The organism is Corynebacterium sp. KPL2734 (genome assembly GCF_040225595.1).
Taxonomy (GTDB): domain Bacteria; phylum Actinomycetota; class Actinomycetes; order Mycobacteriales; family Mycobacteriaceae; genus Corynebacterium; species Corynebacterium rhinophilum.
In genome coordinates, this window is record NZ_JBEHFO010000008.1 from 53,613 (window position 1) to 78,431 (window position 24,819).

General features: G+C 58.6%; 17 protein-coding genes and 1 tRNA gene. 11 read left to right on the forward strand and 7 right to left on the reverse strand.

Annotation, left to right across the window (positions count from 1 at the left end):
• Window positions 1-4 precede the first annotated feature (4 nt).
• The 6 genes from ABRP88_RS06935 to ABRP88_RS06960 all read left to right on the forward strand — a co-directional run bounded on the left by ABRP88_RS06935 (window position 5) and on the right by ABRP88_RS06960 (window position 11,102).
• Window positions 5-793: a hypothetical protein gene (locus ABRP88_RS06935; protein ID WP_349836729.1), complete on the forward strand. Its 789-nt coding sequence runs from the start codon at window positions 5-7 to the stop codon at window positions 791-793.
• 32 nt (window positions 794-825) lie between these two features.
• Entirely contained in the window at window positions 826-3,933 is a 3,108-nt protein-coding gene (locus ABRP88_RS06940; protein ID WP_349836769.1) for an ATP-dependent helicase, read from the forward strand.
• On the forward strand, window positions 3,926-7,105 hold the full coding sequence (locus tag ABRP88_RS06945) for an ATP-dependent helicase (RefSeq protein WP_349836730.1): 3,180 nt from the start codon (window positions 3,926-3,928) through the stop codon (window positions 7,103-7,105). Before ABRP88_RS06940 ends, ABRP88_RS06945 begins: the two co-directional genes overlap by 8 nt.
• Window positions 7,106-7,204: 99 nt before the next feature.
• On the forward strand, window positions 7,205-8,323 hold the full coding sequence (locus tag ABRP88_RS06950; RefSeq protein ID WP_349836731.1) for a potassium channel family protein: 1,119 nt from the start codon (window positions 7,205-7,207) through the stop codon (window positions 8,321-8,323).
• On the forward strand, window positions 8,324-9,055 hold the full coding sequence (locus ABRP88_RS06955) for an NAD(+) diphosphatase (protein WP_349836732.1): 732 nt from the start codon (window positions 8,324-8,326) through the stop codon (window positions 9,053-9,055). It abuts the gene before it with no gap.
• The gene (locus ABRP88_RS06960; protein ID WP_349836733.1) at window positions 9,048-11,102 is read left to right on the forward strand and encodes an ATP-dependent DNA helicase UvrD2; all 2,055 of its coding nucleotides are present in this window, start codon (window positions 9,048-9,050) and stop codon (window positions 11,100-11,102) included. Before ABRP88_RS06955 ends, ABRP88_RS06960 begins: the two co-directional genes overlap by 8 nt.
• On the opposite strand, the gene ABRP88_RS06965 is transcribed toward ABRP88_RS06960, so the two are convergent.
• Window positions 11,080-11,946: a hypothetical protein gene (locus ABRP88_RS06965; protein ID WP_349836734.1), complete on the reverse strand. Its 867-nt coding sequence runs from the start codon at window positions 11,944-11,946 to the stop codon at window positions 11,080-11,082. The two genes, ABRP88_RS06960 and ABRP88_RS06965, sit on opposite strands and share 23 nt — an antisense overlap.
• A gap of 115 nt (window positions 11,947-12,061) precedes the next feature.
• Between ABRP88_RS06965 and ABRP88_RS06970 the strand changes: the two genes are divergently transcribed.
• On the forward strand, window positions 12,062-12,583 hold the full coding sequence (locus ABRP88_RS06970) for a M48 family metallopeptidase (protein WP_284770004.1): 522 nt from the start codon (window positions 12,062-12,064) through the stop codon (window positions 12,581-12,583).
• Between the two features lie 6 nt (window positions 12,584-12,589).
• Here the strand turns inward: ABRP88_RS06970 and ABRP88_RS06975 are convergent, their stop codons facing one another.
• A complete protein-coding gene (locus tag ABRP88_RS06975) occupies window positions 12,590-14,035 on the reverse strand; it encodes a zinc-dependent metalloprotease (protein WP_349836735.1) in 1,446 nt (481 codons plus the stop codon).
• A 93-nt stretch (window positions 14,036-14,128) separates the two neighbouring features.
• Here ABRP88_RS06975 and ABRP88_RS06980 point away from each other — a divergent pair, with 93 nt between their 5' ends.
• Window positions 14,129-15,193, forward strand: coding sequence for a YlbL family protein (locus ABRP88_RS06980; RefSeq protein ID WP_349836736.1), 1,065 nt, complete (start codon window positions 14,129-14,131; stop codon window positions 15,191-15,193).
• Window positions 15,194-15,215: 22 nt separating this feature from the next.
• On the opposite strand, the gene ABRP88_RS06985 is transcribed toward ABRP88_RS06980, so the two are convergent.
• On the reverse strand, window positions 15,216-15,881 hold the full coding sequence (locus ABRP88_RS06985; RefSeq protein ID WP_349836737.1) for a beta-N-acetylglucosaminidase: 666 nt from the start codon (window positions 15,879-15,881) through the stop codon (window positions 15,216-15,218).
• Between the two features lie 36 nt (window positions 15,882-15,917).
• Window positions 15,918-16,454: a PPA1309 family protein gene (locus ABRP88_RS06990; protein ID WP_284770000.1), complete on the reverse strand. Its 537-nt coding sequence runs from the start codon at window positions 16,452-16,454 to the stop codon at window positions 15,918-15,920.
• A 123-nt stretch (window positions 16,455-16,577) separates the two neighbouring features.
• Between ABRP88_RS06990 and ABRP88_RS06995 the strand changes: the two genes are divergently transcribed.
• The 3 genes from ABRP88_RS06995 (at window position 16,578) to ABRP88_RS07005 (ending at window position 21,298) form a co-directional block, all read left to right on the forward strand.
• A complete protein-coding gene (locus ABRP88_RS06995) occupies window positions 16,578-19,547 on the forward strand; it encodes a UPF0182 family protein (protein WP_349836738.1) in 2,970 nt (989 codons plus the stop codon).
• Between the two features lie 162 nt (window positions 19,548-19,709).
• Window positions 19,710-19,786 (forward strand) — tRNA-Met (locus ABRP88_RS07000).
• A 681-nt stretch (window positions 19,787-20,467) separates the two neighbouring features.
• The gene (locus tag ABRP88_RS07005) at window positions 20,468-21,298 is read left to right on the forward strand and encodes a GDSL-type esterase/lipase family protein (protein WP_284769998.1); all 831 of its coding nucleotides are present in this window, start codon (window positions 20,468-20,470) and stop codon (window positions 21,296-21,298) included.
• Between the two features lie 157 nt (window positions 21,299-21,455).
• Here the strand turns inward: ABRP88_RS07005 and ABRP88_RS07010 are convergent, their stop codons facing one another.
• Genes ABRP88_RS07010 through ABRP88_RS07020 form a run of 3 tightly spaced genes read right to left on the reverse strand, consistent with a single transcriptional unit; the run spans window position 21,456 to window position 24,423 of the window.
• A complete protein-coding gene (locus ABRP88_RS07010; protein ID WP_284785015.1) occupies window positions 21,456-22,268 on the reverse strand; it encodes an ABC transporter ATP-binding protein in 813 nt (270 codons plus the stop codon).
• Window positions 22,268-23,359 carry a FecCD family ABC transporter permease gene (locus ABRP88_RS07015; protein WP_284796857.1) on the reverse strand — a complete coding sequence of 364 codons (1,092 nt, stop codon included), beginning with the start codon at window positions 23,357-23,359 and terminating at the stop codon, window positions 22,268-22,270. The genes ABRP88_RS07010 and ABRP88_RS07015 overlap by 1 nt, the downstream gene beginning before the upstream one ends.
• On the reverse strand, window positions 23,356-24,423 hold the full coding sequence (locus ABRP88_RS07020; protein ID WP_349836739.1) for a FecCD family ABC transporter permease: 1,068 nt from the start codon (window positions 24,421-24,423) through the stop codon (window positions 23,356-23,358). The genes ABRP88_RS07015 and ABRP88_RS07020 overlap by 4 nt, the downstream gene beginning before the upstream one ends.
• Window positions 24,424-24,819: the final 396 nt, after the last annotated feature.

Below are 24,819 nucleotides of genomic sequence, written 5' to 3' on the forward strand. Positions count from 1 at the left end.
CTGGATGCCGCTTCCCCCAGAACATGTATTAAGCGCCTTCCACGCAGAAACCGGTGCGACAGGGTCGCGCCGGGCCCAAGGCGATCAGCTGGGCCCAGTATGGGATAACGGCATCAAGGTGGGCGATGTGGTCTACTCCCAGGCCGGCCCCTTCGCGGCGTGGTCTGCCAAGGTGCGCGAAAAGCTCAGCGTGCCGGGCGCGCGGGTATCGCGGCCGGTTCTCGCGAGCGACGGGCGCCATACCGCGGCCGGGTGGAAGGCGACGCAGTTCCTTCCCGGCGAGGTCACCGGGCGTATCGATGAAGCGGCGCAGACGGCCTTGCGCTTGGACGATGCCATGGCTAATGCGCCAGCACCTCCGGGTACGCACCGCGATGATGCCTTCGCCCGCGCGGAGCGCACCGCCTGGGCGGAGACGGGGGAGGCCTACGATAAGGCCGCGCTTGCCGATGTCCCCTTGGTCACCGCCCATACCGCCCTGCTGACCACCACGGTCTTTTATGGTGCGCACCCACCGGGAATCGTGGATCTCGTGCCGAGCCAATCCGCGCGCCCCGCCGGATGGAGCGCTGCGCTCGTGATCGTGGATGGGTTGATCGCGCAAGTGGTAGATGATGACATTTGCCAGCGGTTTGGCCACGTGCCGGGTATGCAGGAGCTTTTGCTGCGGGCTGTGTCCTATCGCCGGCATATCAATGATTTGAATCCGCGGTCACGCTCGAATGTGCGTTCTAATATTGAGCGGGTGGAACAGTTTCTTGTGTCTAGGGCATCTGCGATACTGGAGCGGTGACTTACAATCCCCATTCCACCGCCCGCGCGGGAGTGGTCCTACCGCCGTCGCCCGAGGTACGACTCATCGCCCGCACCCCGTCCGCACACGCCCGTTCCTGGCCCGTTGAGCTGCCGGAAACCGGTACCTGGAAGGTAACCGGCACCGCCGGAACAGGCGTATCCAGTTTTCTTATCGATACCGTCATTCATGCCCTCGACCGCGCCCAGGAGACGGGGGCAGATCCCTCCGGCATCCTCGTTGTTGCCGCCTCCAAGGAATCCGGTGCCCGCCTGCGCCGTGAGCTTTCAGAGCGCCTCGAAGATTATGCGGCGCAATCCTCCATGGTCCGCTCCATCCACTCCTTGGCCTTTGCCCTTCTGCGCAGTGCAAGCGACGAGGAATTGCGCCTTATCACCGGCGCGGAACAAGATGCCGTTATCCGGGAATTGCTCGAAGGCCACGCTGAATCCGGCCACGGCGAATGGCCGGAGGAAGTTCGCCCCGCCCTAGAGTATGTAGGCTTTGCCCGCCAATTGCGCGATTTTCTTTTGCGCTCCATCGAACGTGGCTTAAGCCCCGCGGATTTGGAGAGCCTCGGGGCTAAGTACGGCCGTGGAATGTGGGTTGCCGCCGGTACGTTCCTGCGCGAATACGAACGCGTCCAAGCACTTTCCGGTGCGCATTCTTATTCCGCGGCCGAGCTAGTCAACCAAGTCTTGCTGCGCCCAGAACTTACGAGTTCGCACCCGTGGCACACCATCGTGGTCGATGACGCCCAGCTATTGGATCCCACCGCGGGCAAGCTCATCTCTCGCCTGGCCCCCGATGCACAATTGCTGGTCATCGGCGGTGATGCGGACCAATCCGTCTTTGCCTTCCGCGGTGCTAATTCGCAGTTCCTTGAGGAATTTCCCGCGGAACACTCCGTGGAGCTTTCGCAGCCGCACCGCAGCGGATCCCCGGCCTGCGTTTCCATCGTGGATTCTGAGGGACGCCTGCGCGATGTGGTGGCCGATACCGTGCGCCGCCGCCATTTGGACGATGGCGTGCAGTGGCGCGATATCGCCATCATCGTCCGCTCGACGGCGGATATCGGCCAGATGCGCCGCACCTTGCTGGCCGCCGGTGTACCCGTGCATATCAGCCCGACCGACGTAATTTTGGCAGAACAGCGCTTAGTATCTGCCATGCTTCTTGCCCTGCGCGCCTTGGAAGAAGACCTCAGCAATGCGGAGCTCGAGGAATTGCTGACCGGTCCGGTGGGCGGGGCGGATCCCGTCACCCTGCGCCGCCTGATTCGCGGTCTGCGCCGCTGGGCTCCTGATACGCGCGGCATGGACAGCCTGCGCGAGCTCTTGCAGGGCGAGCTGCCGGACTTTAACGGGCAACTCACGGAACGCGAATTTTCCATCCTAGAGCGCGTGCGCGCGGTACTTTCGGCGGGCAGGCAGGCCGTACAAGCCCAGGCTTCTGTGGAAGAAATCCTATGGGAGGTATGGAGCGCCACCGAGTTGGATATGCGCTTGCAGGCATCCGCCTTGCGCGGCGGCGCCACCGGCTCGCAAGCAGACCGCGACCTCGATGCCATGATGGCGCTCTTTGATGCCGCCGGTGATTACTCCGAGCGCCGCCCCGGCTCCTCGCTGCAGTCCTTTTTAACCCACATCACCGAACAAGAACTGCCCACCGGCGTCCGCGACCGCCGCACCGCCATCCCGCAGGCCGTAGAGATCATCACCGCCCACGGTGCCGTTGGCCGCGAATGGGATACCGTCATCGTCGCCGGAGCCCAAGAAGGCGCGTGGCCCTCGCTGGGGGAGACCGGATCTATTTTTGGCCAAGAAGATCTCATCGATCTCCTGGACCGCGATATTGAGCCTGATACCCCTGTTAGCCACATCGCCTCCCGCCCGGCCGAAGAGCGACGGCTCTTCCACGTCGCCACCACGCGCCACCGGAGCCGGTTACTCATCGCTGCGGTGGAAAACCCCAATGAGGATGCCTTTGCAGAACCTTCCCGCTTCATCGCGGAATTTACCGGGCGCGGGGTCGATGTGCCCGGGACTATGGCGCGCCGGGAAGCCAGCCGTGCCTTGCGCGCCACCCAATTTTCCCGCGAGCTGGGCTTAGATGTTCCCGAGCCGGCACCGGTGTCCCTGCGCGATGGGCTCGAGGTCGATCCCCTCGATATATCGGTGCTTTCCGTTCCTTCCTTTGTGGCGCAATTGCGCCGCGTGGTCACGAATCCAGATTCTGGCGAGGCGGAGCGGCGCCAAGCGGCCCGGCAGCTGGCGCGCTTAGCGCAGGCGGGAATCCCAGGCGCCCATCCAGACCAGTGGTTTTCCGCGCGCTCTGTAGCCTCGCATACGCAGCTGCGCGGTAGCAAGAGTCTATCGCCATCCCGGGTCGAAGCCCTGCTCAACTGCCCGCTCAAGGCGATTGTGGGCAACCTTACCGAAGATCCCAGCGGCGCCGAGCACCTCCTGCGCGGCACCATGGCCCACGCCTTCTTGGAGGCCATCGGCCGCGGCATGGATGCGGAAAAGGCCCGCCTGCTCGTCATGGAAGCCTATGAGCTCATCCTGGATGTTCCGCAGTGGCAGCTACAGAGCAAGTTGGAAGAATTCTCCCGCCTGCTGGAGCGCACGCAGCAATGGGCGCAGCAATCCGAGGTCAAAAATGAACTCGCCGGGGTAGAAGTACCCGTCTACGTCGAGGTCGCCCCGGATATCCGGGTTGGCGGCTTCATGGACCGCTTGATGCAGGATGGAGACGGAAATTACTTGGTCGTGGATCTCAAGACCGGTAAATCTGCAGCGACGCAGGCAGAGGCGGAAGAAAACCGCCAGCTAATGACCTACCAATTGGCCTTGTCCCGGGGAAGCTTTGACGGGCAGCGCGTGCGCGATGGCGAAGGGATGCCGCGCGCAGGCGGGGTGCTTGTCTATCCCGGAAAAGATTCCAGCAAAATCACCACGCGCACACAAAGCCAGCTCACCGCAGAGGCGCTGGAAGAATTTTCCGCACTTTTGCCACCACTGGCAGCGGAACTGCGTGGTCCGCAACTTACCGCGCGCACCAATAAAGATTGCGATAAGTGCCCCATTCGTACCATCTGCCCGGTGCAGGAGGAAGGAAAGATGACCATCCATGCCTAAGCAGAATTTTTCCCCGGAAGAAATAGCCCAAGCACTGGGCAAGGATTACCCACCTACTGAGGAACAAGCCCACGTCATCGAGGGTCCTTTTGGCCCCAAGCTCGTGGTGGCCGGCGCGGGTGCAGGTAAGACGGAAACCATGGCCTCCCGCGTGGTCTATTTGGTGGCCAATGGCTACGTGCGCCCTGAAGAGGTATTGGGGCTAACCTTTACGCGCAAGGCGGCCCAGCAACTAGAACAGCGCATTCGCCGCCAGCTCATTCAGCTGCGCGATTCCGGCCTCATCGTCCCCGGTAGCCCCGCCGCGGAGGCGCTTAACAATATCGCACCCACCGTGGCCACCTATGACTCGTATGCCGGCGAGCTCGTGCGCGAATACGGCCTCTTGGTCCCGGTCGAGCCCTCGGCGCGAATTATCACGGAGGCGGAGCGCTTTGCCATTGCCTATGACGTGGTGAAAAACTACGGCGGTAAATTATCGGATGAAAAGACCTTGGGTTCCATCACGGAAACCCTGCTCAAGATCACTTCCGATATGGACAATTCCTTGAAGGATCCGGATGATATTGCCGAGTTCGCACGGGATTTCCGCGCCGATATTGACAACCTGGAAAAGGCGCCGAGGACGAAGGGCGAGTATTCCAAGAAACTGCAGGACTACATCAATGTCCAGGATCTGCGCGTGCAGTACGTGCCATTGATCGAGGAACTCAAGCGCGCGCAGGCAGAACAGCAGGTCATCACTTTTGGCGAGCAGATGTCTGTGGCAGCGCGCCTCGCGCAATCGCACCCAGCGGTGGGCAAGCAACAGGCGCAGCGCTACCGCGTGGTCATGCTGGATGAATATCAGGACACGTCTTATGCCCAGCGAGTATTATTGCGCAGCCTTTTTGGCGGGGAGCAGAAAGACATTTCCGTGACAGCGGTGGGCGATCCCATGCAGGCCATCTACGGCTGGCGAGGGGCTACCTCAGAAAACCTCACCGCATTCGTGGAGGATTTCCCGCAGGAAGATGGCGCCCCTGCTCCCAAGGATCAGCTCACTACTTCGTGGCGCAACCCGTCGGGTGCCTTGGAGCTGGCCAACTCGGTGGCGGCCGGGGTCTTTGCGGGCGGCCCGCGCCCCGTCGATGAGCTGCATGCGGCCCCGCACAAGGGTGAAGGCGAGATTGAACTGGCCTATTTCGCCAGCGAGGACGAGGAACACGATTTTATTGCCCAGAAAGTAAGGCAGCAGTGGGAAGCGCGCGAGGGAGATGGTTTTCGCGCAGCGGTATTGGTGCGCACCAACCGGCAAACCGCAGCCATTGCAGCTGCCCTGGATGCCGTCGATGTGCCCAATGAAATCAATGGTCTAGGTGGATTGCTGTGGCAACCGGAAATCCAGGACCTCGTAGCGCTGGCAACCATGTTGGTGCGGCCGGAAGATGCTCAAGCGGCCCTCCGCATTTTCGCCGGGCCCATTTGCGGGCTGGGCATGGGCGATATCCAAGCCCTTGCCGTGCGGCAAAAGAATTTGGCAGGGGCAAAGCAAGAGCGCCTGCAGTGGGAAGAGGGCGTGGATCCAGAGGAGTATCTGCGCGCCCAATTGGCGCAGCTTACGGCCGAGGGCCCTGATCAGACGGTGGGGCTTGCCGATGCCCTGGCAGACCTCGGCGAGTGCGATCGCTATACCCCGGAGGGCTTAGCGCGCATGGAAGAGGTATCTGCCAAGCTGCGCTACCTGCGCACTTACTCGCTGTCCAAGCCTTTAAGCGATCTCTTCGCTGACATCGAGGCCATCTTCAATATCCGTACCGAGGTTCTTGCCCGCGGCAGCGCCGGGGGAGCCACCCACCTAGATAAATTCGCCGATATCGTCGCGGGATTCCACGGGGATTCCCTGTATGCGCTCCTAGATTATTTGGAGCTCGCCCGCGAACATGAAGATGGCCTCGGGCTTGGGGAGGTGCCTGCTTCCACGGATCGCGTACAAATCATGACCGTGCATAAGGCCAAGGGCCTGGAGTGGGAGCACGTCTATGTCGTGCACGCTGACTCTTCGAGTTATAAGGCACAGGCAGAGACCTTTTTGTCCAAGATTGAAAAGGTGCCCGGTGACAATGACTACATCGAGGTCTCACCCGATGCGGTCACCCGTTCCGAATTCGAAAAGGCCTGCAAGGCATTCTTGGATGATGACCGCGCGCATAACGCGGAGGAAGCGGCTCGCCTGTTTTATGTGGCCTTGACCAGAACCGAGTCCACGTTGACCGTTACCGGCTCCGGTACTAATAACCGGTCGGGCAAGGCTAAGAAGGGCCCGTATGAATACCTCGAAAGGCTAAAAGAATCTTTCTCCCAGTACGTTGGGGAGTGGACTGTGCCCGAAGAGCCGGTGGAAACCTCGGCTAATGCGGCAGAAAGCGGGCTCTTCCCCGCCCTTGAAGCCGATCCGGATTCCCTGGCTGGCGCGGATGCGGTGCTAGCGGCCATGGAGGAGCTTCCTGAGTTAAGCCACGGCGAGACCTTCGAGTTGTGGGAACAGGATGCGGGCGCGCTCATTGAGGAATACAAGTCTCTGCAACAACCGGTAGTGGATGTGGAACTTCCCAGCGAGCTTACCGCCTCTGACATGGTGGCCTTGGGCAGTGATCCGCTACAGTTTGCGCGCCGGCAGCGCCGGCCGGTGCCGTTTAAGCCCAATTCTTATGCCAAGCGGGGCACCGCCTTCCACGCATGGCTGGAAGAGCGCTTTGGCAGCCCCGCGCTGCTAGGAGAAGAGGAATTGCCGGGCATCGATGAGCCGGAGGACTTCGACCTGGAAAAACTCAAGGAATCCTTCCTGAACTCCGAATGGGCGGAGCGCCAGCCGGACTTTGTGGAGGCGCCGTTTGAAATCACCATCGGCAGCGCGGTGGTGCGCGGGCGAATGGATGCCGTCTTCCGCTTGGCAGATGGCACCTGGATGGTGGTGGATTGGAAGACCGGGCGGCCGCCGAAGGGTACTGCCATGGAAGCGGCGAAGATTCAGTTGGCGGTCTACGTCGAAGCCTGGCGGCGCATCCACGGCGGCGATAAAATCCGCGCCGCTTTCCATTATGTTCACGATGGTTATACTTTTGAGCCAGATACTTTAGCCCAAGGTGAGCAGCTGCGTAGCCTGCTTGAATCGTCAGTAGCAGGCCACTAGGGCTAAGGTATGGGGACGGAACGCGGACGATGAATGGATAGTTGCGTCCCCGTATAACCGGCGGAATCAAAAATCGATCCAGAAAAGAAGGCTGGGCCAGTGGCCAAAAAACATGCGAAGGTGCTCAAAGGGCGTATCAAACAGCGCTTTTTGCCGCAGGTCGAGTTGTCCTCGCAACCTGATCACGCGCTCCTTGATGTCATCACTGTGCCCAAGGATCAAAATGCCAGCCCGTGGCGCCAGTTGGCCAAACGCGCGCTGTGGGCATTTGGCATACTCATCTTCGTCACCGTCGTGGTGTACTTGGACGGCGAGGGCTATAGCGAGGACATGTCGCTTTTGGATTCCTCCTACTATGCCGCCGTCACGCTGACCACCGTGGGTTATGGCGATATCGTTCCCGTTACGGAGCAATCGCGGTTTATTAACCTCGTACTTATCACCCCGGCCCGCCTCGTCTTCCTTGTGCTGTTGGTTGGTGCGACGCTATCCGTGCTCACGGACAAGGCCCGCCGCACCTTTGAAATCCAGAACTGGAGAAAGCAATTGCGTAACCACACCGTCGTTATTGGCTATGGAACGAAGGGTGCCGGGGCGGTCGCCGCGCTCTTGGCAGATGACGTACCCACCTCCCAGATCGTGGTCATCGATAATAACCGCGCGTCGCTGGCGCATGCGGAGCACCACGGTCTGGTCACCATCTTTGGTTCGGGAACCAAGCAGGACGTGCTTAAGGTGGCCGGGGTGGAGCACGCGAGCTCCATAGTGGTCACCCCGTCCTCGGACGATACCGCGGTGCTGTGCTGCCTATCGGTGCGCGAGCTTGCCCCCAAGGCCAAGATTGTGGCCTCGGTGCGCGAGTCCGAAAACCGCCACCTCTTGCGCCAATCCGGTGCCGATTCCGTGGTGACGTCTGCAGAGACCGCCGGCCGCCTGCTGGGGCTTGCCACCGTGACCCCCACCGTGGTGGAAATGATGGAAGACCTGCTTTCTCCTAATGAGGGCTTTTCGGTATCTGAGCGCGCCGTGCGCGAGTTCGAGGTCGGGTCCAACCCGCGCCACCTGGCGGATATCGTGCTCGCGGTGCTGCGCAATAACGAACTCCACCGCGTCGATACTGCTGATGCCTCCGCACTGAAACCGGGCGACCGCCTGCTGTATATCAAGCACGATCTGGAACAACCCGTGGAAGTGCAAGATGATGACGAGGAGGATTAATTGTATTTGCCCGTAACGCACACGGGACTAGTGCCCGCCACCGCGAGTGGGGACGCGGCGTTGGTGGAGGAATTGCCGGAAGGTGTGGGAACTCCGGAGATGGTGGACATCGGCACGCTGCACGTTTTTGCCTGCCCGGAAGCAATTGCACGGGGGATAGGGCAGCTGCAACCTGCGACCTTTTTCGCCGATAATTCCCTTATCATGCAGGCGATTGCTTTGATCCGCAACAGGTTGGAGCAACGCTTCGATCCACGCACAGGCCAGCCGTTGGATTATCCAACGCCGGGTATCGTTGGCCGCGATCCGCAGGATTCGCGCCGTATGGTATTCCCGCGCTTGGACCCCGCGGTCATTGGGCTTATTGAGCTCAAGGGCGAGGAGAAGATTTTGCTGGCGCGCAATCGCGGGCGCAATAACTTCTTTTCCTTGATCGCTGGATACGTGGAGCCGGGCGAGACCATTGAGGCCGCCTTTGCCCGCGAAACCATGGAGGAAACTGGGCGGCGCATTGAGAATCTTCGTTACTGGGGATCCCAGCCGTGGCCGCCGAGCGGCTCGCTTATGCTGGGCTTTCACGCAGAGACATCGGATGTCCAGGCCACCTGCCATACTGATGGGGAACTGGAAGAAATTCGTTGGGTGACCCGCGCCGAGCTGCCTAAGCTTCCGCTGGCCACCGCGGGTTCTATCGCACACACGATGATTATGGAGTGGTATCACGGTGAGTAAGCCGGATTTGTCCCTGCTGGATGAGGATCAGCGCCGCGCGGCCACCGCCCCGCGCGGACCGGTGTGCATTTTGGCGGGCGCGGGTACCGGTAAGACCCGCACCATTACCTATCGCATCGCCAACATGGTGGATCAAGGGTTCGTAAACCCCCAGCGAGTTTTGGCCGTGACCTTTACCGCGCGTGCGGCGGGAGAAATGCGGGATCGCCTGCGCATGATGGGTGTTGCTGGCGTGCAGGCCCAAACCTTTCACGCGGCCGCGCGGCGGCAGCTGAAGTATTTCTGGCCGCAGGTCGCAGGCGATCTGCCATGGACGCTTTTGGATAATAAATTCCCGTTGGTAGCCCGCGCGGTGCGCTCGGTGGGGCTGGATAATTCCAAAGACATGATCCGTGACGTGCTGGCGGAAATCGAATGGGCGAAATCCGCACTGGTCAGCGCGGAGGACTATGAGAGCGTCATCGCGGAAACGGATCGCACCGCCCCGGCTGATGCCGCCAAGGTGGCCGAGGCCTTCCGGCGTTACGAAAAGGCCAAAGCCACGCCGGATATGATGCATCTGGACTTCGATGACCTGCTCATGCACATCGCGGGCGCCATCGAAAACGTCCCAGCCATTGCGGAGACCTTCCGCGAGCAATACCGCACCTTCGTCGTTGACGAGTACCAGGACGTCACGCCCCTGCAGCAGCGCGTGCTGAACGCCTGGCTGGGTGATCGCGATGATCTCACCGTGGTGGGCGATGCCAACCAGACCATCTATTCCTTCAATGGCGCATCTCCGGAGTACCTGCTGAATTTTTCGCGCAGCTATCCGGACGGGACCATTGTCAAGCTGCAGCGCGACTATCGTTCCACGCCGCAGGTAACGGATTTGGCGAACCGGGTCATCGGCAAGGCTACGGGGCGCGCGGCGGGCACCCGCTTGGAGCTGCAGGGCATGCGCGAGCCCGGGCCGGAGCCGACGTTCAAGGCCTACGAGTCCGAGGAAAATGAGGCACAGGAGGTGGCTGGGCAGGTGCTGACACTGCTCAATCAGGGTGTGCCGGCTTCAGAAATTGCTATCTTGTACCGCATTAACGCCCAGTCGGAACAGTTCGAGCAGGCGCTTGCCGATGCCGGAGTGGTCTACCAAGTCCGCGGCGGTGAAGGTTTCTTCCGCCGCCCGGAGATTCTGGAGGCCATTCGCGTGCTCATCGCCGCAACGCGCCGCGATGATTTGCCGGAGGACCCCGTGGCGATTGCGCGGGCCGCCTTCGTGGAGCTTGGGCTCAGCGCCACCGAACCGCAGGGCGCGCAGGCCCGCGAGCGGTGGCAATCGCTGAACGCGCTGGTGGGCTTGATCGAAAAGATCGTGGAATCCACCCCGGGTATCGATCTCAATGGGGTGCTGGGTGAGCTGCGGCGCCGCTCCACCGATAAGCAAGCCCCCGCCATGGAGGGCGTGACCCTCGCTACGGTGCACGCGGCGAAGGGCTTGGAATGGGACGCCGTCTTCCTCGTCGGGCTGAGCGAAAAACTCATGCCCATCAACCACGCCATTAAGGCGGGCGATGAGCAGATTGAGGAAGAACGCCGCCTGTTTTATGTAGGCATTACCCGCGCCCGCGAGCACCTGGCCCTGTCGTGGGCATTGGCGAAGACCGCCGGTTCGCGAGCCTCCCGGGAACGCACCCGCTTTCTCGACGGCATCGCGCCCGGCGTGGAATCTTCTGCAGGGAGTGGCCGCTCCGGCCGCCCGAAGCGCTGCCGCGTATGCAGCGGGGTTTTAGAGACCCCGGCGGAAAAGGTCATTGGCCGGCATGAAGACTGTGAGGGCAATGGCGATGACGAGGTCTTTTCCGCCCTGCGCTCGTGGCGCGCGCAGGTGGCCCGTGAGGAAAAGGTTCCGGCCTATGTCATCTTTACGGATGCCACGCTGCAGGCCATCTCGGAAGAGCTGCCGGCAGATGAGGCGGAGCTGCTGTCCATTTCCGGAATAGGGCCCAATAAGTTGGAGCGCTACGGCGAGCAAATCCTGGAGGTCATTCGCTCGGTGCGGCTGTAGCCAGGTTGACCTTGCCGCCAAAGCACACCGGGCATCGCGGATGGGCGATGGCCGTGCGTTGCTGGTGGCGGCCGTAGACGTCTACCTCCCATTGCTGCCCCGGCCGTGGGAAGGCCGTGGGCGCGCCTGGTGGTAAGGGGCGCTTGCTTAAGCGGCGGATCACCACCTGTGCTTGGGCCGCTACGGCATCGATGACTAGTTTTTCTGGCTGCCTGCGCACGCTGGCGAGCTGGGAAGCAATGGCGCTCCACTGCGGATCCGCATCCACACGGAATAAGTGAATGCACAGCGGGCAGGGGCCTTGCCCTTCTACGCGCAGGGGCCCGATGACGCCGCGGTTATCTAGTAAGGAAATGGGCAACCAGGTCGTCTGGGTGCCGGCAAGCGCATTGGCGCAATCGATGGGGCAGTGGAGCTGGTCGATGCCAAGTACCGTAAAAAGCCCATCGAGGTCGTGGATATAGGAAAAGATATTGTCTTCATCAAGGGGGATGCGCACCGTGTATCCATCTGCCGTCAAGCGGGCGCGCAGCTCCGCAGCGAGCGGGGATTCACCCAGCATGATGATGGTTTCAGGCTTCTTGGGATGTGGCGGCAGGGGCCAGAGGATGCCATAGGCTAGGGCATCATCGATAAGGCTACTGGCGGCAGCGCTATCCAAGCCGGCCGCTTCCAACCGCGCCGCCAAGTCGGAAGAGTCGACCGGCTGATGGGCCGTGGCAAAAGCGCGGGCCACGCCCGGCGCACTGCCCGTATCCGCCACCGCCACCCGGGTGGCATCCATTCCGAATTGCACCACGGAATCCTCGCGGCAAAATACGCCACACCCTGGAGCTAATGTCACAAGTTGAGTGGTGCCTTGTGAGGCAGTCATTGCTTCCCCCGAATCCCCTCGAGCACCCCGAATACGGCAAAGTGCCGCATGTGCGTCCATTGCACCACAGGTACAATGGCCTGTCATGTCGAGCACGCAACCACCAGGAAGTAACCACCCTGAGGTCAAGGTTATCCGTTCTGCGCGGCGGCGAAAGTCGGTGCAGGCGCGCATGGTGGCCGGGGTATTGGAAGTGCGCATTCCTGCCTGGATGTCCGCCCGTGAGGAAAACGAGGCGGTACAGGACATGCTCGCGCGCTTAGAAAAGAAAACCGGTGGTGCGGCGAAGACCGATGCGGCGCTCCTCCAGCGCGCCGAACAGCTCAACGCGCAGTACCTGGAAGGGCGTGCTTGGATTGGCTCTATCCGTTGGGTGAGCAATCAAAATACGCGGTGGGGTAGTTGTACTACCTCCACCGCGGATATCCGGCTGAGCAACCGGCTACAGCAGGTGCCGGATTATGTTTTGGATTCGGTCATCATCCATGAGCTGACCCATACCTTCATCCCGCGCCATGGGCGCGATTTCTGGCAGTGGGCCGATAGAGCACCCCACGCCGAGCGGGCCAAGGGCTACCTCGAGGCCTACCAGCGCTGGGGCGGTTAGCGCGAGCTACTTATCCTCGCTGCCGTTGTCCTTATCGGTGCTCTCGTCGCTGTCGGCACCGTCGTCGCTGCCCTTGGAATCCTGGTCCTCTGCAGAATCTTTGTGCTCTTCGGAATTCTTTTCGGAGTCCTCGCCGTTTTTGAGCATCTCCTCGAGCTTTGCAAATTCTTCCTCGAAGCCCTCATCCGTCTCGTCATCCAAGAGGGAATCGATGAAGGCGGCCGGGTTATCGAGGTGCTCTGCGGTGGGCAGGAAGTCTGGGTGGTCCCAGGCCTTATCGCGCTTCTCTGCACCCACGGCAACGGTGGCGCGGCGCCACAGCTCGGCGGCCTCGGTCACCTTGGGGGCGTTGAGCTCGATGCCCACGACCTTGCTGAAAGCCTGCTCGGCAGACCCGCCGGTGCTGCGGCGGTGCGCCCACGCTTCAGTGAGCTTGGAGGTGGAGGGAATGCGATCGCCCAAGGCCTCGCTTACGACGTGCTCGGCCCAGCCCTCAACCAAGGCCAGCAGGGTTTCTAGCCTTGAGGCGGCAGCGGTGTTCTTGGAGGTAATGCGCGGGGAGAGGTCCATTCCCTGCAGCTTGCTCATTGCCTCTTGAATGGCCTGCGGATCACCGGATTCTAGGTTGAGCTCGCGGGCAAGCTCTTCAATGTGGGAGGTATCAATGACCAAACCGATGGCGTATTCCTCCACGGAGGAGACGATGCGCTCTACCAACCACGGCACGTGCTTGAACAAGCGCTGGCGGGCGGCCTCGCGCGCGGCAATGTACACTAGTACTTCTTGGCCAGGAACGTTGAGCTCGCGCGCGACTTTCTGAATGGTATGCGGCAAAAGCGCCACCGTATTGGCCGGGGCGATGGGCAGGCCAAAGTCGGAGCCGGTTAGTGCCTGGCTGGCCAGATCGCCCAAGGCGTGGCCTAGCTGCATGCCGAAATTCATGCTAGACATTTGGCCCATCATTTTGGTCATTGGACCCATCATTTCGCGGGCCTCTTCCGGCATGGACTCCAGCTGGGCATCGTTCATGTGCTGGGCCACCGGGGTGACCATGCGCTCCCAAGCGGGCATGGTTTCTTCCAACCACTGCTTGGAATCCCATGCCTGCGTGGCGCCGGAAGCGGTGGGGAGAATGGAGGCATCGTCAAGCCACAGCTCCGCCAAGCGCACCGATTCCTCTACTGCCTTGGAATCTTCCGCGCTGATGCTCTTTGACTTGGGGATCTGCTGCAGGGCGATGCGCTTGGCCATGTCGTAATTGACCGGCCCGGAGTTCTGGAGCGAGTTCATGGACGAGCCCATGCCGGATAGCATCTGACCGAACTGGTTCAGCATGTCTCCGAGGCCGCCACCATTACCGCCGCCGAATGCGCCGAACGGGTTCTGGTCACGACGGCCGTCATTATCGTCGTCATCGTTATTTGGGAAAGAAAAACCGAATCCGTTGCTCATGCGCTCCAATCTACCGGCACCGTGCGGAAAGTTTCCATGATCACAGCAACGCTGACAGCGAACAGTACGCCAAAGGTTGTAGGCTATTGCTTCGTGAATTCTCCTGCTAGCCGTCGCGTCCGCACCATCGCCTGGGGTGCCATCCCCGTTGTGCTTACCGGTGCGTTGGTATCGCTTGACCATATCCCGGGCACCGATGTCTCGCTGACCGTTCCCTATGCCGCCGAAGGCCCTGGCCCCACCGTGGATACGCTGGGCGAGGTCGATGGCACCCAAGTCGTTGATGTGCAGGCGCCAAAGACCTATGAGCCCAGTGGGCACCTCAATATGACCACCGTATCCGTGCGCACCAATATGACCTTGGCGCAGGCGTTGGGGCGCTGGGCGCTTACCGATGACACCCTGGTGCCCATCGATACCGTCATTCCGCAAAACATGACCGATGAAGAGGTCCAAGAATCCAATAAGCAGGCCTTTACCCAATCGGAGTCCGCGGCCACCATCGCGGCGATGGACTATTTGCACCTGCCGGTCAAAATCACCGTGGCCGAGGTCATCGAGGACGGCGCCGCTTCGGAGCACCTCAAAAAAGACGATGTCATCACCGCAGTCGATGACACCGAGGTCACCGAGCCAAGCGAGGTCCAAGACATCATCAAGGACAAAAGCCCCGGCGATAAGGTGAAAGTCAGCGTGACGCGCGGGGATAAAGAGCTCAGCGAAGAAATCGAATTGGGCGAAAACCCGCACGATAAGGGCAAGGCGTTGCTCGGAATCGCCATGCTATCCCAGCCCAAGGACGATATCTCGGTGAACTACAACCTGCAGGATATCGGCGGGCCGTCAGCGGGAATGATGTTTACCCTGGCGGTCATCGACAAGCTCAGCGATGAAGACCTAACCGGTGGCACCTTCGTGGCCGGCACCGGCACCATTCAGGCCGATAGCAAGGTCGGGCCGATTGGCGGCATTGAGCATAAAATCGCCGCCGCGCACGAGGCAGGCGCCGAGCTTTTCTTGGCGCCCAAGGACAACTGTTCAGCGGCGGCCGGCAGCGACCACGGCGATATGACCATTGCGCAGGTAGAAAACCTCGACGATGCCGTGGCGGCCATGAAGGACTTTGCGGCGGGCAAAGACGTCAAGGAATGCAGCTAAAAAGAGCTTGTGCGGCCGAGGCCTAGTTCTTTACTAGGCCCAATTCCTTAATTTTTTCTTCCGGGTCCACCTGGTCAGAAGAGATCATCTGCTGCATGACCAGGCCTTCCTTATTATCCACCACGGTGATAACCGCCGTGGTGCCCAACGTGGACCAGCCGACGACGCGATCGCCATCGTCCTCGATGGCATGGGAGCTGCGCAGCTCTGTAAGTACCTGGGTGGTCTGGGAGGCCTTGGAGTGCGACTTAAAGAACTGGAATTGCCCCACCTTAGGACCGGAGCAATTGTAGGAAGAATCCCCGCCAGTGGAATCGCAGCGCTCAAACTGGGCGAATAGGTCCTTGGGTGCCAGCGACTTATATGTGTCATAGACCTTGGCCACCGATTTATCCAGCTCGCCGCTAGCACTCGGCTCGCTGGTGGTGCTTTCCTCGGAAGCCTCGTCCTCGTCCTTGTCTGCCGATTCTGACTCCGTGGAAGACGTGGAGGATTCGGTGCTTGATGCCGCGGACTCCTTGTCGTTCTCAGAGGTCGTGGTGGTGGCCGCAGAGGTGGTCTCTACGGGGGCATCGTCAGGCGCATCAGCATCGGAAGAACAACCTGCCGCAGCCACGCTGAGCCCTAGTAACGCCGCCGCGGTAGCGGTGCGGGCAGAAGAACGGCGGGTGAAGGAAAGGCGTCGCACTGTATAGAACTCCTTGGTTGCGGGCTTAATTGCCACTTAGTCTAGTTCATCCGGATCCTGGTTGAGGCCATAGCGCAGCGCGGCGATTACGCCAGGGGCCACCTGCGGGCCGCCGCGGAGCTGAATATCGTCCTCAGCAAAGGGGCCGGCCGCCTCAAGCTCTTCTTCAGTGGGCCGCAGCTGCAGCAAGGTGGTCTCAATTCCTTCCTCGCGCAGGGCACCCGAATACAGGCGCGCCGGGCGAGGGGAGGGGTCCTCGCTAGAGGTATCCCGGAACTTGATCTCCTGGGCCAAGATGGCGCCTGCGACCTCGCGCGGCCAGGCCAAGCGGGAGACGTAATCGGCCAATTCCTCGGAACCCGGCTCAATGTTTTCCGGGACATTGTCTTGCACGATAAGGGTCAGCGGGGACGCGGTTTCCTCATCCATGGCCGCTAGCTGGTCCGCCACCAGATGGGTGGGAACAAGGGCGAAGATGGTGGGGCGGGCGTCCCAACCTTCAGCATGGACGAAATCCACGGCCTCCGTCATAGCGCGGTTTAAAGCTGGCTGTGATAATTCGGGGGAACTCATAGGCATCCTTATTCGTTATCTGGGTATTGATTCCTTAAACTGGAAAAAGTCTACATGTTTAATATTCGCACTATTTGATTGGAGCTGGCGTTGTCCCTAGGGTCATCCACACCAGCCGCCCCATTGAAGCGGCCACCTAAGGTCGCGGCAATTATTGCGGCCATCATTGCCGTCCTCTTATTCTTCGGCCCCATGCTCGTGGGCATGTACACGGATTGGAGGTGGTTTGGCTCCATTGATTACCGCAGTGTTTTCACCACCGCGATTATTGCGCGCATAGTCCTCTTTATCATCTTCGGGCTCGTTGCTGCCGCAGTGGTGTGGGCAGCCGGGTTCTTTGCCTGGCGCGGCCGCCCCGATTCCCTGGATATGGGGGATTTGAATTCGCCGGTCTATCAGTACCGCCAGTCCATTGAGAAGTCCATGGGCGTGCTGTTCAAGGTCATCCCGGCCATCGTGGGCATCATCGCCGGTTTCATCGGCCAGTCCCACTGGCGCGATGTGATGCTATTCCTCAATGGTCAGGACTTCGGCGTACAAGACCCCCAATTCCACCACGACTTGGGCTTTTATGCCTTTAGCCTGCCCGTGCTGCAGATGGTGGTCAGCACCCTGTCCATCCTGCTTGTACTCGCCTTCCTCATTGCCCTATTCGGCCACTACATCTTGGGCGGAATCCGCATTGGCAATAAGGCCGCGGGCGTGCGCGGCTCTATCTCCCGCTCGGCGCGCCTGCAGCTTGCCATTACGGCCGGGCTGTGGATGGTGGCCCAGGTCGCCGGATACTGGCTGGAGCGCTACGGGCTGCTGTATTCCGAGCACGACCTGTTTACCGGTGGTTCCTACACGGATATCCACGCCTACCTGCCCGCCAAGATCATTTTGATGATCATCGGCGTCTTCGTCGCTATTGCGCTCTTTATGGCCATCGTCATCAAGGACCTGCGCATCCCTGGCCTCGCCGTCGTGCTGATGCTCGCGTCCTCGCTCATCATCGGCCAGGCATGGCCGCTGCTCATGGAGCGCTTCTCGGTACAGCCAAACCGCCAGGCGAAGGAAAACGAGTCCATTGCCCGCAATATCGAGGCCACGCGGTATGCCTATGGGCTTACCGATGACCACGTGACCTACAAGGAAAACTGGGGCGGCGACAACGTATCGGATGACAAGGTTGCCTCCGATAACGCCACCATCAATAACCTGCGCTTGCTGGATCCAGAGATTTTGTCGCCGACGTTTACCCAGATGCAGCAGCTGAAGAACTTCTATGGGTTCCCAGAAACGCTGTCCATGGACCGCTATGAAACCGATGGCAAGATGCGCGACTTCGTCGTTGCAGCCCGCGAGCTGGACCCGAATGAGCTGCGCGAAAACCAGTCCGACTGGATCAACCGCCACACCGTATATACTCACGGCAATGGCTTCGTAGCCGCGCAGGCCAATACCGTCGATGAGGTTGCCCGCGATGCCGGTTCTGCTCGCGGTGGTTACCCCATCTTCACCGTCTCTGACCTACAGACCCAGGCCGGCGAGTCCGAGGGTGAGGGCGAGACCCAAGATGCCGAGAAGTCCTTGGGCATCAAGGTAGACCAGCCCCGCATTTACTACGGCCCGGTCATCGCTAGTGCCGCAGATAATTTGGACTACGCCATTACCGGTACCACCGGCGAGAACCCGGTGGAGTACGACACCGATAGCACCAACTACACCTATGACGGTGAGGGCGGCGTTGAGATTGGCAATCTGTTTGACCGCACCATGTATGCTGCCAAATACCGCGAGCTGAACTTCCTGCTTTCGGACCGCGTGGGCAGCGAATCCAAGCTGCTCTATGACCGCGACCCCCGCGAGCGCGTGGAGAAGGTTGCCCCATGGTTGACCACCGATTCCGCTACCTACCCGGCCGTTATTGATGGCCACCTGAAGTGGATCGTTGATGGCTACACCACCCTGGACTCCCTGCCGTACTCGCAGCGCGCTTCGCTTTCCGATGCCACCCAGGACGCCCTCAACCCCGATGGCACCACCCAGCGCTTGGTCAATGACCGGGTGGGCTATATCCGCAACTCCGTGAAGGCAACCGTGGATGCCTATGACGGCAGCGTGGACCTCTACGAGTTCGACAAGGAAGACCCCGTGCTTAAGGCCTGGGAAGGTGTCTTCCCGGATGTGGTGAAGCCGGAATCCGAGATCTCCGATGAGCTGCGCGAGCACTTCCGCTACCCAGAGGACATGTTCAAGGTGCAGCGTGACCTCTTGGCCCGCTACCACGTTGATGACCCGAACGTCTTCTTCAATAACGACGCCTTCTGGTCCGTGCCGAATGACCCGACCGCGGAGGAATCCCGCGACCTGAACCAGCCGCCGTACTACGTGATGGCTGCCGATCCGGAAACGGGCGACCCGAGCTTCCAGCTGACTACCTCGTACCGTGGCCTGAACCGTGAGTTCCTGTCCGCGCACATGGCGGTATCTTCCGATCCGGATACCTACGGCGATATCACCGTGCGCGTGCTGCCAACCAATACGCAGACGCAGGGTCCGAAGCAGGCGCAGGACGCCATGATGTCTTCTGACCAGGTCGCCCGCGACCGTACCCTGTGGGAGGGCACCAACGATCTGCACAACGGCAACCTGCTGGCCTTGCCTGTTGGCGGTGGCGAGATCCTCTACCTCGAGCCGATTTACTCGCAGCGCAAGGATCAGGCTTCTGCCTTCCCGAAGCTGCTGCGCGTGCTCGTGTCCTACAAGGGCCGCGTGGGGTATGCACCGACTATCGGTGATGCCCTTGAGCAGGTGGGAATCGATGCCAAGTCCGCCCAGGACATCGAAGAGATTGAGGGCGATTCCGGCGACGACGATGCCGACAAAGACAGCTCTTCTGCGGATAAGAAGGACGAGAAGAAGGAGTCTTCTGAGGAATCGACTCCGGCTTCGGCCCCTCGCTCCTCCGATGAAGCAGGCGCTATCGATGACATCAACAAGGCTCTGAAGGGCCTAGAAGATGCCCGCGACGGTTCCTTCGAAGAGTATGGCCGCGCCCTAGATGAGTTGGATAAGGCCGTCGAGTCCTACCAGAAGTCCGAAGGCTAAAACCTCCAACTTCTTACACTCGAAACTCAGGAAATAAGGCACCTACCCAGGGGATTTGGGTAGGTGCCTTCCTGTCTGTATAGTTACAGAAGTCGCCGGGACAGAGCGAATACATTAAGTATTAATGAACTGTTCAAGCGTAGATGATGGAAGTCATCTCGACGCGGGGTGGAGCAGCTCGGTAGCTCGCTGGGCTCATAACCCAGAGGTCGTAGGTTCGAATCCTGCCCCCGCTACCAACTTCCAGGCCCTGACCAGATTAAGTTCTGGTCAGGGCTTTTATTTATGCCTTGTGGAGCTGAATGCGGCCTAGACGACAGGGTTAAACGAGAAAACGTGTTGTTTGGTGTTGTGTCATCGGCTGGGCACCTTTTGTCATTTCATGGGTCCTTTTCTGATTCCTATGAAGTGTGAGTATTCGGTTGGGAAACCGTTGCCAAAGAAGGCTGGTGGACCGAGGGCGGGTCTGCAGATTCCTCAGAAGCTACCGAAACTACATCAGCCGTTTTGGCGGGCTACAGGTACATGTGGGACCGATGCATATGATTTGGATCTCGCGACTGGATTTGGGAATTAAAATGAGAGTAAAAGTGCGGTAACTTCCTACCAGAAACTCCCAAATTGTAATGTTGCAGTCTCCAGTAGTGATAGATCGCACTTATATTGAAAATAAATTATTTATTCTGGAGTTTCGTGAGAAGCGCGAGTGAAAATACTAATGGATTGAGATAAAAGTATGAAAGTATGCATCCACTGGGCGGGTTCGCTATAGTTATAGCCGTAAACATGTTCGCCGATGGGTGCTATTTATAAATTGTGTATATCGATGCCAATGACACTCTTAATACGAGCAGTTATCTATCGGACGGCTAGAAAAGTAACTCATTTTTTGATTGAAAGGGAACGCAAATATGCGCCTTGTGAGCAAATACATTGCTGCAGCTTGCGGAGCAGTCATGCTCGCTACAGGTCTTTCCGGTGTCGCGTCAGCCGCACCGACCGGTAATCTCGTTACGCTCGGAGACTCCTACTCCGCCAACCCTGACCAAGTCCGAAATACCTTCCGCGGGGTTCCTGGCGCAACCGATAATTACCCCCAGCGCGAGGGGTGCCTTCAGGCGCCTAATAACTGGCCGCGGAAGCTAGCCGCAAAGACGAATCGACCACTGGCTGATTGGTCCTGCACCGCTCAGACGTCCAATACCATGAATCAACGCTTGGACCGGGCTATTGCCAATGGCGACATCCGCAATGACTCCACCGTCGTCATCGCTGTAGGAATGAATGACTACGGTCCGTATAACTTCGATGTGTTGAAGAGGTCTCCGGATGTCCCGAAAAACGTCCACGATAACTATGTGAACCGTCTGCGGGAAGCTGGCGATAAGATTCACCGCGCAGCACCGGGAGCAAAGATCGTTGTATCGGGCGCACTACCTACCGTGGATCGTGAACACGCAACGCTCTGCGCGGTCAATGTGATCCCGAACCGCCCGGGCGGTATTTACGTCCCAATCCTGCGGGATGTCGAAAATTGGAACCGTGATAACCAAATTGAGGCAGCTAATTCAATTGGGGCAACCTACGTTGACATGATTGATGGCGCTCGCGGCCATGATACGTGTGCTCCAGATGCCGAGCGTTGGGTCGCTGGCTTGATTGATACCACGACGCCGAACTACAACATGAGTATTCATCCGTCGGATGCAGGCTCCGAGTACATTGCTAACACTCTTTTGGCTCACGTATAAGTATTCGAAGCTCCTTTAATTGGAGGCAGTGGTTTCCAACTCAGCTTTTGTCTCCAATTTTTAGACCTTCACCAGTGGAAAGCACGGGTGAAGGTCTTTTTATATTTTCGATCTAAGCCCGCCGCGAATTGTAGGCGTGCATGGGGGTGCGGCGTAGCTAGATATTAGCGCCAGAGGGGACAACGAGTGGGCCTCCTGTAACCGGATCTTCAATAACTAAGGCGTTTAAGTTGAATGCGGTGAGAAGTAATTGAGGAGAAATGATCTCCTTGGGGGTCCCAGTTATAAGAATCTTACCTTGGTTCATTGCAATCAAATGGTCGCTATATCGAATAGCCAAGTTGAGGTCATGCAAAACCATAACGATGCTGCGCCCCAGCTTAGTTCGCAGCGAACGAATGAGCTCGAGAATTTCGATGGACGTCGCCAAATCTAAGTATGTTGTGGGCTCGTCGAGGAACATAATCTCTGTGTCTTGAGCTAGAACCATGGAAATCCACACTCGTTGGCGTTGGCCACCGGAAAGCTCATTAATGGAGCGTTCAGCAAATTGCAGGGAGCCGGTTTGTGTGAGCGCGGAATAAACCTCCTGCTCATCCGATGCTGACCATTGGCGCAGCCATGATTGATGTGGATGGCGCCCGCGAGCGACAAGATCGGATACAAGTAAACCCTCTGGCGCAATGGGAGCCTGTGGCAGCACACTAATTTTTGTGGCCACATCCTTTCGGCGAAGCTCAGTGATATCGCGCTCACCTAACATTACGGTGCCACTTTCTATGGGTAACAGCCTTGCGAGGCTGCGTAAGAGGGTTGATTTTCCGCACCCGTTGGGACCAACAATCGTAGTAACTTTGCCTTTGGGGAGCTCTACATCAATATTTTCAAGGATCGGAGTGTTGCGCGCGTATCCTACAGTGAGGTTTGATGCCGTAATTGCTGTGCGCGAAGTGATTAATGGGTCAGACATTAAACTGATTGGACCTTCCGATTTTGCTGGACGAGTAAATAGAGTAAAAACAGGCCCCCAATTATCGAAGTAACGATTCCAACAGGAAGCTCGATCCCCAACAGAGCATGAATGACGACGTCTGCGCCGAGTAAAAGAATCGCTCCAGTAAAGGCGGAGGCTAGCAGCGGTGGTGTTGCGGTACGGCAGATACGAAGTGCTAATTGGGGAGCGACAAAGGCTACAAAGCCAATGGGGCCTGCTGCGGAGACCGCAACGGCAGTTAATGCTACGGCGAGTATAAGTACGGAGAATTGCACCGCATTGACACGAGAACCGAGTGCCTGTGCCATGTCTGTGCCGAGCGCCGTGGGCAGTAGTTGGTAACTAACCCATCCGAGCAATGGCGCAGACATTATTATTGCAATGGCTACTGGAAAAGTAGTCGTCCAATTTGCTCGTTCTAGTGAGCCAGTCAGCCAAAATTGAGCGACGGAGGCATCGTGCAATTGGGCACGAATCATGGCGAAGCTGATGTAACCAGACAACAGCGAGGTAATGATTATGCCCGAGAGCACGAGCCTGAATGGGTTTGCGTCTCCTTTCCAGGAAAGAATCCACACGACGACGCTTGTACTGACTGCTCCGATAAAAGCGGCCAATGGGACTCCGATGCCGGCCAACCAGCCTATGATGCCGGTACCCGAGCCGAAGACGATAACCGTAACCGCCATTGCTGAGGCGCCGGCGGTTATGCCTAAAATGTCAGGACTGGCGAGCGGATTTCTGGTTACCGATTGTGTTAAAGCTCCAGCGAGACCAAGAGCACAACCTACTGTAAGCGCAGTGAGAGCACGCGGCATTCGCCATTCGAAGACTACTAGTTTCTCCAGTCGAGTGCCTTGGCCGCTGACAATAACTTCCAGTATTCGGCCGAAAGAAATTGGATAATCTCCCAGCATGATAGAAAAAGGCACAAGAAGTAGAGCCAGCACAGCGAGAATGAAAGTGGTAGATAACTGCCACGGGCGCCAAACAACTGAGAGCTCTAATAGTTTTGTGCCAATGCGGAAGGCAGGGCGGCCGGGGACGGAATTGCGGTGACTATTCATAGCGCTACCTCCTTCCGCCGGAAGACAAGCACGAAGAATAATGGAGCGCCAATAAAAGCGACGACGATTCCTACTGGTAACTCGCCTGGACGTGTGATGATTCGGCCAATGACGTCAGCTAGCACCAGTAGCGTGGCACCTAATAGGGCAGAATACGGCAAAATCCACCGATAGTCAGGACCCGTGATAGCACGTACCAAGTGCGGCACTATCAAGCCAATGAACCCAACTGGTCCTGCCATAGCGGTCGCAGCCCCCGCAAGCAAAGAGATTAGGACCATACCTAAGAGACGAGTCCGATCGGTTCGAACACCGAGACTTTGAGCCACATCGTCTCCGAGGCTGAGTAGATTTAGAGACGGCGCAGAAGCAAGGGCTAAGACGATGCCCAAGACTGCAAATGGAAGTACTCCCCAAAAGATGTCTAGACCTCGACCCGCTACCGAACCTACGGTCCAAAAACGCATGCGGTCCAGGTTGGCTTCTTCTGCCAGAATGAGGCCTGTAGTGATCGAATTCAACACGGCAGACAAGGCTGCGCCACTAAGCGTAAGAGTGAGCGGACTAGCATTGCCTCCATTGATGCGTCCCAGGCCGAAGACAATGATGGTTGCACTTATCGCGCCCAAGAATGCAGCCACAGTTGTTGCAAACATACTGATTGAGCCAAAGAGTGCGAAGCTGGAAACCACGGCCAAAGCGGCACCAGCGTTGACCCCAAGAATGCCTGGATCTGCGAGCGGGTTTCGTGTGTGGCCTTGAATCAATGCACCAGCTACTCCGAGAGATGCGCCCACTACGATTGCGATCAATGTTCTCGGTACACGGAGCTCGAAGAGTACGCGCTGTTCAAAGTTCAGAGCAGTTTCACGGTGCGAAGGAACTTCTCTGAGAGCAGATATGACATCGGTTAGTGGAATACTTCTAGCTCCGACAGCGATACTCAAGCAAACTCCAAGGACGAGCAGCGCCAAACATAGTATGAGTCCCGCAACGCGTCGCGAATAGGTGCGGCTTCGAGGCACATGGGCGCTGTTAATGCTGAAACTGGAATGAATACTCATGGTGATCAGTAGAAAAGTTCCTGTTCCCACTTGTGGCTCACGCTGAGCTAGCGACTGAATTTGCGCGGTTAAGCGTCATTGACAATCCGGGAAGTGTTAGGTGTGACACAAATATATGCGCCGCAGGTTAGGTTAGTCAACCCTAATACTGTTGGATAGATTGATGTCGAACGCTTTAGGGGTGGAGAAGTGGTTGTAGAAGCACATTTCGTCTTCGGGCCGCAGATAAAGGCGCATTCTTTACGGGAATAATTTTCCGCCTAGATAAGGCTGGTTAATGGCATATTGTGCTGATTTGTGGTGGAACACTATTGCAGTTTGATGTAGGTAAAGCTAACCTAATCTAAAAGTTGCCTGCGGGTCTGTGGGAAATCCAGTGAAAAACGTCGAGGACAA